The sequence below is a fragment of the Streptomyces sp. NPDC017056 genome, from assembly GCF_044332485.1.
GTDB lineage: Bacteria > Actinomycetota > Actinomycetes > Streptomycetales > Streptomycetaceae > Streptomyces.
This window is the reverse complement of record NZ_JBIRPD010000022.1, coordinates 90,342-101,641: the sequence shown is the minus strand read 5'-3', so window position 1 is coordinate 101,641 and position 11,300 is coordinate 90,342. Positions and strand designations below refer to the sequence as shown.

At 71.3% G+C, this 11,300-nt stretch carries 13 protein-coding genes; 9 read left to right on the top strand and 4 right to left on the bottom strand.

Annotation, left to right across the window (positions count from 1 at the left end):
- Positions 1 to 61: 61 nt before the first annotated feature.
- On the top strand, positions 62 to 487 hold the full coding sequence (locus ACH4OW_RS32220; RefSeq protein WP_360133892.1) for a cold shock domain-containing protein: 426 nt from the start codon (positions 62 to 64) through the stop codon (positions 485 to 487).
- A gap of 121 nt (positions 488 to 608) precedes the next feature.
- Here the strand turns inward: ACH4OW_RS32220 and ACH4OW_RS32215 are convergent, their stop codons facing one another.
- Entirely contained in the window at positions 609 to 1,580 is a 972-nt protein-coding gene (locus tag ACH4OW_RS32215; protein ID WP_398031375.1) for an NADP-dependent oxidoreductase, read from the bottom strand.
- Positions 1,581 to 1,706: 126 nt separating this feature from the next.
- Between ACH4OW_RS32215 and ACH4OW_RS32210 the strand changes: the two genes are divergently transcribed.
- The 6 genes from ACH4OW_RS32210 to ACH4OW_RS32185 all read left to right on the top strand — a co-directional run bounded on the left by ACH4OW_RS32210 (position 1,707) and on the right by ACH4OW_RS32185 (position 6,521).
- Complete coding sequence (locus tag ACH4OW_RS32210; protein WP_398031373.1) at positions 1,707 to 3,185, top strand: PLP-dependent aminotransferase family protein; 1,479 nt, start codon at positions 1,707 to 1,709, stop codon at positions 3,183 to 3,185.
- Positions 3,186 to 3,308: 123 nt separating this feature from the next.
- A complete protein-coding gene (locus tag ACH4OW_RS32205; RefSeq protein ID WP_360133901.1) occupies positions 3,309 to 3,797 on the top strand; it encodes a hypothetical protein in 489 nt (162 codons plus the stop codon).
- Positions 3,794 to 4,120, top strand: a complete 327-nt coding sequence (locus tag ACH4OW_RS32200; RefSeq protein WP_360133904.1) for a transcriptional regulator — start codon at positions 3,794 to 3,796, stop codon at positions 4,118 to 4,120. Before ACH4OW_RS32205 ends, ACH4OW_RS32200 begins: the two co-directional genes overlap by 4 nt.
- Entirely contained in the window at positions 4,117 to 5,052 is a 936-nt protein-coding gene (locus ACH4OW_RS32195) for an ABC transporter ATP-binding protein (protein WP_398031371.1), read from the top strand. Before ACH4OW_RS32200 ends, ACH4OW_RS32195 begins: the two co-directional genes overlap by 4 nt.
- Complete coding sequence (locus ACH4OW_RS32190) at positions 5,049 to 5,921, top strand: ABC transporter permease (protein WP_398031369.1); 873 nt, start codon at positions 5,049 to 5,051, stop codon at positions 5,919 to 5,921. The genes ACH4OW_RS32195 and ACH4OW_RS32190 overlap by 4 nt, the downstream gene beginning before the upstream one ends.
- A 150-nt stretch (positions 5,922 to 6,071) precedes the next feature.
- Positions 6,072 to 6,521, top strand: a complete 450-nt coding sequence (locus ACH4OW_RS32185) for a nitroreductase family deazaflavin-dependent oxidoreductase (protein ID WP_398031368.1) — start codon at positions 6,072 to 6,074, stop codon at positions 6,519 to 6,521.
- Between the two features lie 415 nt (positions 6,522 to 6,936).
- On the opposite strand, the gene ACH4OW_RS32180 is transcribed toward ACH4OW_RS32185, so the two are convergent.
- Entirely contained in the window at positions 6,937 to 7,206 is a 270-nt protein-coding gene (locus tag ACH4OW_RS32180) for a hypothetical protein (protein ID WP_360133913.1), read from the bottom strand.
- A gap of 287 nt (positions 7,207 to 7,493) precedes the next feature.
- On the opposite strand from ACH4OW_RS32180, the gene ACH4OW_RS32175 reads away from it, so the two are divergent.
- Together ACH4OW_RS32175 and ACH4OW_RS32170 are read left to right on the top strand one after the other, a co-directional pair.
- The gene (locus tag ACH4OW_RS32175) at positions 7,494 to 8,228 is read left to right on the top strand and encodes a hypothetical protein (RefSeq protein ID WP_398031366.1); all 735 of its coding nucleotides are present in this window, start codon (positions 7,494 to 7,496) and stop codon (positions 8,226 to 8,228) included.
- Between the two features lie 122 nt (positions 8,229 to 8,350).
- Complete coding sequence (locus tag ACH4OW_RS32170) at positions 8,351 to 9,025, top strand: hypothetical protein (RefSeq protein ID WP_398031365.1); 675 nt, start codon at positions 8,351 to 8,353, stop codon at positions 9,023 to 9,025.
- On the opposite strand, the gene ACH4OW_RS32165 is transcribed toward ACH4OW_RS32170, so the two are convergent.
- On the bottom strand, positions 9,026 to 9,937 hold the full coding sequence (locus tag ACH4OW_RS32165; protein WP_398031363.1) for a CPBP family intramembrane glutamic endopeptidase: 912 nt from the start codon (positions 9,935 to 9,937) through the stop codon (positions 9,026 to 9,028). It abuts the gene before it with no gap.
- A 200-nt stretch (positions 9,938 to 10,137) separates the two neighbouring features.
- The gene (locus tag ACH4OW_RS32160; protein ID WP_398031361.1) at positions 10,138 to 11,097 is read right to left on the bottom strand and encodes a D-alanyl-D-alanine carboxypeptidase family protein; all 960 of its coding nucleotides are present in this window, start codon (positions 11,095 to 11,097) and stop codon (positions 10,138 to 10,140) included.
- Positions 11,098 to 11,300 lie beyond the last annotated feature (203 nt).

Sequence of the window (11,300 nt, the reverse complement as noted above, 5' to 3'; positions counted from 1 at the left end):
ACGGCGGCGGGTGTATGCGAAATGTGCGGGCAGTTGTGGAATTGGGGTTTGGGGCACTGTGATGGTTTCGGGCAAGGTCATTCGGTTTGACGAGGTGCGCGGCTACGGATTCGTCGTCCCCGACGACGGTGGAGAAGACGTCTTCGTGCACGTGAACGACCTCGAATTCGACAAGGGCCTGATGGCCCCCGGCGTCAAGGTCGAATTCCTGGTGGACGAAGGGGACCGGGGCCCCAAGGCTTCGGAAGTGCGCTTCCTGGAAGCCGCGCCCAGCCGGTCCGGCGGTATCCACCGCTCCCACGGCGCGGGCCACGACGGGAATCTGGAGGACGGCGTCCTCTGCGACACGCTCTCCGCCCAGGAGTTCCTGGACGAGGTGACCGAAGTGCTGGTCTCCGGCGTGCCGAGCATGACGGGCGAGCAGATCCTCCAGGCCCGCCAGCGGCTGCTGAAGCAGGCCCAGTCCCACGAATGGGTCGACGCATAACCCTTCGCATCGGTTTGCGGGCGCGCCCGGCCGCGGGGTGAATCCCGGCCGGGCGCGCGTGCGGCGGTCGGCCGTCGCCGCGCCGCGCCCGCGAAACCCGCCAGGAATGCCGGTCGCCCTTTCAGGAGGCCACCCGCAGCACCAGCTTCCCGCGGGTGCGGCCTTCCTCGCCGCGGCGATGGGCCTCCGCGGCCTCGGCGAGCGGCAGTACGTCCTCGACCTCGACCGTCACCGCCCCCGCGTCGACGAGCCCGCCGATCCGGGCGAGCGCCGCGCCGTCCGGCTCCACCAGGAAGCCGCTCGCCCGCACGCCCTGTGCGCGGGCCGCCTCCACCAGGTCGGGCGAGACCCCGGAGGGGACGGCGATGAGCGTGCCGCCCCGCCGCAGCGTGCGCAGGGAACGGGTGCTGGTCCGGTCGTGCTCGTCCCCGACCAGGTCGACGACCACGTCGACGTCGCGGACCACGTCCTCGAAGCGCTCCTTGGTGTAGTCGACCAGCTCGTCGGCCCCGAGCGAACGCAGCCAGTCGTGCTTGGCCGCCCGGGCCGTACCGATGACGTGCGCGCCCAGATGTTTGGCGAACTGCACCGCGAAATGGCCGACGCCGCCCGCTGCCGCGTGGACCAGGACCCGCTGCCCCGCCTCGACGCCGGCCGCGTCCACCAGCGACTGCCAGGCGGTGAGCGCGGCCAGCGGCACGGCGGCCGCGTGGTCGTGGTCGAGCGCCGCCGGCTTGCGCGCGAACTGCCGGGCCGGCGCGGTCACGTACTCGCCGTACGCGCCGGCCTGCCGCGGGAACCACGGCATCCCGTACACCTCGTCGCCCACCTCGACCGTGTGCACGCCAAAGCCGACCTCCTCGACGACCCCGCTGACGTCCCAGCCCACGGTGAACGGCGGGTCCCCGAGGACGCCCGCCATACCGCCGCCCGAACGGGTCTTCCAGTCCACCGGGTTCACCCCGGCCGAGCACACCCGCACCAGTACCTCGGTGGGCAGCGGCTCGGGCCGGGGCACCTGGGCGAGGTGCAGCACCTCGGGGCCGCCGAAGGAGTCCTGGGTGATCGTGCGCATGGTGGGCCGGTCGCTCATGCCGCTCTCCTGGGGACGTGCCGGGCCGCGCGAGGACGGCCCGGCCTGTTGATCATCTCCGTACGGAAATTACCGGCTCTGTACGCTGAATGGTCTGCAAGACGCGGCCGATTCCGGGGGAGTGGCATGGGCCAGAAGGAAGCATTTCCGCCCGCGGGCAGGGCGAGCCGCGCCATGGGGAGCCGGCAGCTCGCCGCGCTGCTGCCCGACCCGTCGGCAGCCAGGCCCGCCTACCGCCGGCTGGCCGGTGCGATCAGCGAGCTGATCCTCGACGGGCGGATCGCGTTGCACGTCAAGCTCCCCGCCGAACGGGAACTGGCCGCGGCCCTGGGCGTCAGCCGCGCCACCGCCACCGCCGTGTACGACCTGCTGCGCGAGGGCGGATACGCGCACAGCCGCCAGGGCTCCGGCACCTGGACGGCCCTGCCCGAGAGCCGTACTCCCCGCGGCGTCACCCGGCTCATCGGATCCCGGGACACCGCCATCGACCTGGCCAGGGCCGCCCCCGGGCTGCCGCACCAGGCGCTCGCCGAAGCCCTCACCCGGATCTCCCCGCAGCTGGCCGAGCACGTCCACACACCCGGCTACCACCCCTACGGCCTCCCGGAACTGCGCGCCATCATCGCCGAACGGTTCACCCGCCGGGGCCTGGCCACCGTGCCCGAACAGATCCTGGTGACCTCCGGTGCCCAACACGCGCTCACGCTCGTCCTGGGACTGCTGTGCCGCCCCGACGACCGGGTCATGACCGAGAACCCGTCCTACCCGAACGCCCTGGAGGCGATGCGGCGCGCCCGCCTGCGTACGGTGACCGTCCCCGTGACCGACGGCGGCTGGGACACCGGAATCATGGAAGCGGCCCTGCGCCAGGCCGTGCCACGGCTGGCCTACCTGATCCCCGACTTCCACAACCCGACAGGCCGCCTCATGCCCGGGCCGCAGCGCGCCCGCGTGCTGCGCGCCGCGCAACGCACCGGCACCTGGCTGGTCGTCGACGAAACCCTGGCCGACCTTGCCCTCGACATCCCCCGCCCGGCGCCCTTCGCCTCCCACGCCACGCCGGGAGCGGCCGCCCAGGTCATCACCACCGGCTCGATGAGCAAGACGCACTGGGCGGGCCTGCGCATCGGCTGGCTGCGCGCGCCCGCCCGGCTGGTCACCGAACTCGCCGGCCAGCGGGTCGCCACCGACATGGGCGGCTCGGTCCTGGACCAGCTGCTGGCCCTCGAACTCCTGGACCGCGCCGGGGAACTGCTGCCGCTCCGGCTGGAAGAGCTGCGCGAGCAGCGCGCCGCCCTGGCTGCGGCCCTGTCCGAGCGGCTGCCGGAGTGGACCTGGCAACTGCCGCCCGGTGGCCTGTCCCTGTGGGTGGACCTGGGGCGCCCGCTCTCCGCCGCGCTGGCCGACCGGGCGCTCGACTACGGGGTACGCGTCGAGGGCGGCGCCTGCTTCGCCGCCGACCCCGGCGTCTTCGAACACCGCCTGAGAATCCCGTACACCACCCCCGCCGACACCCTCCGCGAGGCCGTACACCGCATGGCCGCCGCCCTCGCCGACGGCCTCACGCCCGCGTCCACCCCGCGGCGTACGCACTGGATCGCCTGACCTCCCGCATTTTTTACTTGCCCAGCGGGAAAGTCAGCGGTAACTTTCCTATAGGGAAAGTCGGCGGCATGGGTGCCGACTGCCGAAGATTCGGCACGTCAACGTCTTGGGGAGGCGATGTGCATGACCACACCCGTGGATGCCGAGCGCGCATGGGCGGATCTGCAGCGGATCCGGGTCCCGCAGGAGCGGGTCTACGACGAGCTGGAGCGCTGCGCGGGAAACGGACGGCGGGCGTATCTGCCGATCGCCGCCGCCATGTGGGTCTACCTGGCCGTCAGCGGTCTCGACCTGCCCGGGTGGGGAACCTGGGGAGTGACGGCGCTCTACATGGTCGTGCTCGGCGCCATGGCCGTACGGGCGAGCCGCAAATCCCGTATGCGGCTGCACCGTTCGCACTACACATGGCGCTCGTCGGTCGTCTTCGTCGCCGCCGCCGTGGTGAGCGCGGCCAGCATAGGGCTCTCCGGCTGGCTGGTGGAGTGGGCCCGACTGTCGTACGGCAGCCTTGTCCAGGCCACGCTGTGCTCCGGCCTCTTCCTGCTGGTCACGGCGCCCGCCAACCGATGGGCCCTCGCCCCGGTGCGCAACCACGACGGGAGCCGGCGATGAGCACTCCCGCGGGATTCGACGAACTGATCCACCCCGCCACCCGACTTTCGGTGGTCGCGCTGCTCGCCGCCACCGAATGGGCCGACTTCCCGTTCATCCGGGACAGCCTCTCGCTCAGCGACTCGGCGCTCTCCAAACAGCTCCACACGCTGGAGGAGGCCCACTACCTGGAAATCCAGAAGGAAGGCGGCGGGCGCAAGCGCCGCACCAAGGTCCGGCTCACCGCACAGGGGCGGGCCGCGTTCGAAGGACACGTGGCAGCGCTGCGCGCGATCGTCGAAGGCGCCGCCGCGAGCCCGACGCGCACGGAGGCCCGCCGATGAGCACGACCGAAACCCCTGTCACCGAAACCCCTGTCACCGAAACCCCTGTCACCGAAACCCCTGTCACCGAAACCGTCGTCCATGTCCGCGACCTGCGCATGACCTACGGCTCCACCGAAGTGCTGCGAGGCGTCGACCTGGACATCCACCGCGGCGAGATCTTCGCCCTGCTCGGCCCGAACGGCGCCGGCAAGACGACCACCGTGGAGATACTCGAAGGCTTCCGCCGGCGCTCGTCCGGCGACGTACACGTGCTCGGCACGGACCCGGTGCGCGGCGGCGACGCGTGGCGCGGCCGGCTCGGACTCGTCCTGCAGTCCTGGCGCGACCACGCCCGGTGGCGGGTGGGCGAGCTGCTGGGGCACTTCGCCGCGTACTACCCCGACCCGCGGGACCCGGCCGCGCTGCTCGACCTGGTCGGCCTGACCGCCCAGGCGGACCAGCAGGTCAACAGGCTGTCCGGCGGGCAGCGCCGCCGCCTCGACGTCGCCCTCGGCATCGTCGGCCGCCCCGAGCTCCTCTTCCTCGACGAACCCACCACCGGCTTCGACCCGGAGGCGCGCTACGACTTCCACGCGCTCGTGGAGAAGCTCGCACGCGACGAGGGCGTCACCGTCCTGCTCACCACGCACGACCTCGTCGAGGCCGAACGGCTCGCCGACCGCATCGCCGTACTGGTCAAGGGGCGCATACGGGTCTGCGGCACCCCTGCCGAACTGGCCCGGCAAGCCGCCGCCCGTGCCGAGGTGCGCTGGACGGCCGGCGACGGCACCCCGCGGCGGGAGCGCACCGACGACCCCTCCCGGCTGGTGTGGGAACTGCACCGCGACACCGGCGGACCGATAGCCGACCTGGAGGTGCGCCGTCCGACGCTGGAGGACACCTACCTGCACATGGTGAACACCGAGAACCGAGAGGACAGTGCCGCATGAGGGGGACGGAAACGCGGAGGTACCTGCGCGCGGGTACCCGGCGCGGGGTCATCGAGCTCCGCCAGCTGCTGCGCAGCGGCAAGGAGATGGGCGGCCACCTGGTGAACGTCCTGGTGCCGATCGTGCTCGCCGTGACCGTCAACGACGCCGTCCCCGGAACCGAGCTGCCCATGGGGCACCTGATGATCGCCGGGTTCTCCGCCTATCTGCTCTTCCAGCTCGGCATGCTGAACATCCCGCAGATGCTGGTCACCGAGCGCGAAGAGGGCGCCCTGCTGCGGCTGCGGGCCACGCCGGGCGGCATACCCGCCTACCTGATCGCCAAGGCGTTGCTGATCGTCGGCATGGCCGTCGGCTCCCTCGTGCTGCTGCTCACCGCCGGCGCGCTGCTGGCCGACGGCCCGCTGCCGGCCGGCCCCGCACAGTGGCTCACCCTGGTCTGGGTCGCCGTCCTCGGACTGCTCGCGGTCGTCCCGCTCGGCGCGGCCATCGGCGCCGTCCTGCCCAACCCGCGCGAGGCGCTCGCACTGATCATGCTGCCCTCCATGGTGCTGCTGGTGATCTCGGGAACGATGTTCCCGAGCACCCGGATGCCCCAGATCGTGCAGCAGATAGCCGCGCTCTTCCCGCTCAAGTGGATGGCGCAGGGCCTGCGGTCGGCCCTGCTGCCGGACAGCGCCCTCGCCGCCGAGGCCGCGGGTTCCTGGGAACTGCCCATGGTCGCCCTGGTCCTCACCGCCTGGGCCGTCCTCGGCTTCCTCCTCGCCGTACCGCTGCTCCGCAGGACGACGCGCCGGGAGTCCGGTTCCCGCCTGGCGGGCCGTCAGCGCAAGGCGGCCATGGGAGGCGCGGGAGCGCCGGTGGCGTAGGGACGGGAAGGGGCGCCGCGACACCCGGCGGGATGATTGCGCCCGCCCCCGGTGTTGAGACAAGGTCAGGTCGTTCACGGGTGGCCGACGGGCCGCGACGGGGCCGTGCGAACCGACACCGAACGCACGAGCGACGATGGGACGGATGCCATGCCACTTGAGGGCGAGTACGAACCGAGCCCGGAACAGTGGGTACGCGACCAGGTCGAGCTGTACGAGAGCAGCGGCGGCACCGAGGGGACGACGATAAGGGGTCTGCCGGTCGTCGTGCTGACGACCAGAGGAGCCAAGAGCGGCAAGATCCGCAAGTCGCCGCTGATGAGGGTGGAGCACCAGGGCACCTACGCCGTGGTCGCCTCCCTGGGCGGCGCGCCCAAGCATCCCGTCTGGTACCACAACGTCGTGGCCGATCCGCGGGTCGAGCTCCAGGACGGCCCCGTGCGCCAGGACCTGGTGGCCCGTGAGGTGACGGGCGAGGAGAAGGCCCTGTGGTGGGGGCGCGCGGTCGAGGCGTTCCCCGACTACGCCGACTACCAGCGGAAGACCGACCGCGAGATCCCGGTCTTCGTCCTGGAGACCCCGGAGCAGGACCACAGCTGAGGAGAGCCGGTACGTACCGGCGGCAGCACCCGCACGGGCGGCAAGGGGCCAGGCCGTCACCCCGGCCCCTTGCCTGCTCCCCGCACCGTTCCGAACGGCCGTTCCGTTCCGAATGAGCGCTCCGAACGGCCGTTCCGTTCCGAACGAGCACGCCGAACGGCCCTCCGCACGGGAGTTTCCCGTGCGGAGGGCCGTTCGGCGTGCATTCCGTCATCCGCCACGGAGTGCTGGGATCCGTGGGGCAAGCGTGCGTGTGGCAGCGTCCGCCGTCGAGGCGTCTGAACGTGAAGGGGAAGGGCGGCCGACGATGCCACGGGTCCGTCAGCAGGAACCCGTACGGTGTGGACGCGCCCCCGCGCCGTGCGACGGACGCGGGGCGCGGCGGTCGGGTGTGCCGAAGCGGTCCGGGCCGGGCTCAGTGCCAGACGGCCCGGAAGTAGTGGCCGTAGTCGAACGAACCGCTCGCCTTGCTGTGGGCGTACGCGGCACCCGTGGAGGTGACGCCGGAGGGGCCGCCGACGTTGTGGTGCCGGTAGCCGGCGAGCGTGTTCTGGGACGAGTAGCCGCCGGAGGCGTACGTGCCGCCCGCGGCGCCGCCGCCGCCCGGGTCGGCGGCAGCGGGCCCGGCGGCCAGGAAACCGGCCGCCGTCACACCGGCGAGGGTGATCGCGACGTTACGAAGCATGTGACTCTCCTGATCATGTAGTGGAGCTGACGAGATGACCTTGACCCAGCCCCCGCCGCTCCGCACGCCGGGACGGGCGAACGGGGGGACGGCGCCTGCCCGGCCGGGTGAACACGCTTCGCCGGGTGGCTCCGGCGCGCGCGAACTCATCGACGCCGGCGCGCACTGATGCCCGGAAATCAGGCCCGTCCGTAACTCCAATGGGTCTGCTTCCGCCGGATCGGGTCCTGTATGGGGCCGGCCGATTCTACGGTGCCGTTGTACGCACACGGCAGGGGAGGATCGCGATGACCCAGTCCATCGACCTGGAAGAACTGGCTTTTGTTGCGGCCGTCATGGAGCGGGCGCACCGACTGCTCGTGGCCGAGGAGAAAAAGCTGCCGCCTCGGACGTCCGACGGGAACGAAGGGCCCGGCAGCCCCAATCAAACGCTTCTCGGAGCCGGGGAGTTGACGCGCGGAGCGGACGACGCGGTACGGCGGATCGCCCTGGCGATCGGTTACGCCTGCGCCGGTCTGCACCCGCAGGCTCTCCGGGCGACCAGGATCGCGCATTTCACCCCGCGCAGCGTGCCCGGTGGTGCCGATCGAATGGCCAGGCCCCTCAGCTCGGGCACCATCGAGGCGCTGAAATTGGTACGACAAGTCGCCGAATTCTTCGGAGAAGGTCTGCGGGAGGCAATCGACAAGGCACTGGCGGCGCCCGGGGCGACGTGGCCGCCGGCGAACTGGAAGGATTACGACGAGGAACGCATGAAATCCGCCGCCACCGCGGCTTCCGCGTCCGCCGGCCTGCCCGGCGCCTCCGGCAGCCGCACGGTCCGTACCCCCTCCGGCGGTTGCGCGGCCCCCGGCCACCCCGCCGCCGGCCACCCCGTGGTTCCCGGTCACCCCGCGGCCTCCGGTCACCCCGCCGCCCCCACGACCTCGACGTATTCCGCCGCGTCCGGGGCGCCCTCGCCCTCCGGCAGCCCCTCGGCCCCCGCGTACCCCGCCGCTTCGGTCCGGCAGGAAACCGGGTAGGTTGGCCGACCGGCCTTCGCCGGACGCCCGGCCCGCGCGCCGGCAGGCCCTGACGGCTCCGCGAAGACCGCCGGTGCCGGTGCGCGCGTCGACTGAGGAGCAGGAGCAAGAACGTGGATCCCATGGCCGAGGACGGGCGCGCGCTGCGCGGTCTGGTGGAACAAGTCCTCGAACCCGGTGAGCGGATGATGGACATGCTCCCCGTGGACGTCGGTGCCTGCCGCCTCCACACGACGCCCGCGCCACCGAAGGAACTGGACATCCCCGTGTTCGGCGCGCCCGCATGGCAAGGGGATTCCGTCTCGGACCGCGTGTTCGGCGCCGTGTTCAGCTTTCTCGGTGCGAGTGATCCGCCGCGCGGAGACTACGGCGACCCGGCGCGGCGCCAGAAGGCCCTGCAGAAGAAGGAACCGTTCTGGGGGCCGTGGGACAGTCTCGCCGGCGGGTTGCTGCGGGGCCTGCGGCCGCTCGGCCCGGTCGCTCACAAGATCCTGCTGATGACCGACCGCCGGGCTCAGCTCGTCTACCTGGGATCAGAACACGGGCTGGGCAGGAACGCGGTGCTGCGCCCGGAACCGGGCTGGCGTTGCACACCACAGGAACTGGTCTGGGTCCGCGACTGCAAGGACCACTCGAAGGGCCATTACCAGTTGGGTTTCCACGACGGTTCCTGGATGCCGGTGTACTTCGCCCGCAAGGTACGTGACCGTTTCGACGCGCTCTTCCCGCAGGCCCAGCATTGGAAGAAGCCGCTTCCCGACGTGTGGGCCGACCTCCGTTTCCAGCGCCGGGCGTAGTCACCGGCCGGCGTTGGCGTAAGCAGCCGGCCGGAGGCGTCCGGTCAGCGCGAGGAAGGCGACGAACGCGCCCGTGGCGATCCAGCCGGGCCAGCCGGTCATCCCCATGTGCAGGGGGTCCAGGGTGGCTTGCGGCGCGGCGAACGCCTTGACCGTCCCCACGCTCGCCGTGCTGACGAAGGTGTGGCCGACGACCGCGGGGACGACCGATCCGGAGCGCAGCCGCAGCCAGGTGAAGACCGGCAGGACGAGTACGCAGCCGATCACCATGGCGGGTACGGTCACATACCAGGGCCGGCCGGGGTACTGCCCGCCCATCAGCAGTGTGGGCAGGTGCCACAGGGCGAAGGCGGCGCCGGTGCCCACGTACGCCCACACCAGGCGCAGGCCGGTGCCGTCCCCTGCCAGGCGGGGGAAGAGGTAGCCCTGCCAGCCCAGTTCCTCGCCGAAGAACAGCGGCAGCGAGATCGCCATCTGGAACAGCATGGTGACCGCCCACGTCCCGAGTCCGCCCCAGTGCGGGGCGAAGGAGTAGCGGCCCGCCGCGGCGGCGATGCCGAGCGCGGCGACGGTGAGGGCGGCGGGCACCGCGAGGGCCAAGAGGCACGAGCGCGCGGTACGGCCCCAAGGCCGCGGCCACCGGAGGGCGAGGACGTCCCGTATCCGGCCTGCGCGTTCCACGTACCGGACCACGAGGAGCGCGGCGAGCGCCGGTGCGAACATCGCGGCCGCAATGCACAGCTGCTCCAGAGCGCCGATCTCGGCGCGGGCGCTCTCCCGCTGGAAGCCCTTCACCAGAAGGGGAGACATGGCCGCCCACATGCCCAGGTAGGCCACACCGAGGTATACCGGCACTCCGCGGCTGCGCAGACGTGGGGCCGGTGGCGGGAGCACCCGCATTGAGTTGGTCATGGCGAAGACGCTATGAGCGGGCACGGACGGAGGTAATCCGGCCATCCCCCGTCTGCTGCCTGCGTTGCCCCCTCCGCCCCGGTGCACCCGGCCGCACCACGAAGGTGTATCCACCCCCCTGTACCGCACCCTCGTACCGCACAAGACAGCAAAAAGGGCCTGCCCGCGACCGGATGCCGCGGGCAGACCCTCGATGTCCGCTACGCCTTGAAGCCGTAATCCAGCAGCTTCTTGGCGTCGGCGGTGCGGTTGGCCGCCGAGGACGAGGCCAGGACCGTACCGATGACCGTCTTGCCGTTCCGGGTGGCGGCGAAGACCAGGCAGTACTTGGCTTCCGGGCCCGAGCCGGTCTTGACGCCGATGGTGCCCTGGTAGCTGCCGAGCAGGTTGTTGGTGTTGGTCCACGACATGTAGCGGTAGCCGCCGCTCTTCGTGGTGACCTTCTGCTTGGTCGTCTTCGTCTGCACGACCGTACGGAACGTGGCGTTCTTCAACGCGCTGGAGGCCAGCTTCGTCAGATCGCGCGGCGTCGAGTAGTTCGCGCCGTTGCCGATGCCGTCGAAGGAGTCGAAGCGCGTGTTCTTGAGGCCCAGGTTCTTGGCCGAGGTGTTCATCTGGCCGATGAACGACTTCACGCGCGCCGCCCGGGTGGACCCGGTGCCGAACTTGTCGGCGAGCGCGTACGCCGCGTCGCAGCCGGACGGGAGCATCAGCCCGTAGAGGAGCTGGCGGACGGTGACCTTGTCCCCGACGATGAGGCGGGCCGACGAGGCGGTCTTGGCGACGATGTAGTCGCTGTACGCCTTGTCGACCGTGACCTTCGCGTCCAGGTTGAGCTTCTTCTGCGACAGCACCACCTGAGCGGTCATGATCTTGGTGGTGGACCCGATCGAACGGCGGGTGTCCGCCGCCTTGGTGAACAGGGCCTTGCCGGTGCCGTTGTTCATCACGAAACCGCCCGGGGCGGTGATCGCGGGTGCCTTGGGAGCCGCGGCCTGCGCCGCGGGTGCCTTGGGGGCCGCGGCCTGTGCCGGGGCGGCGAACGCCCCGGTCATCAGGACGGCTCCCGCGGCGGTGACGGCAGTCGCGGACAGACGACGCACGCCCTTAATGCGTGATTTCAATGTGTTTCTCCAAATACCCCTGGGTTGCAGCCACATGGGGAGGTGGCTTACTCGTGAGACGTAGGAGGCGCACCGATGGATGCGCGTCCCGCGAGAGAGATTTCGCACGTGCCCCGAGGGCTATGGGCCGGGAGAAAACAAGTGCCCCCTCGCCGGCCCCGGCCTGCCTGGTCACGGGCCTGCAAAGCCCGTCGGGGCACGCGGTGCCGCCCGCGGGACGCCGCCCGCCACCCCGTATC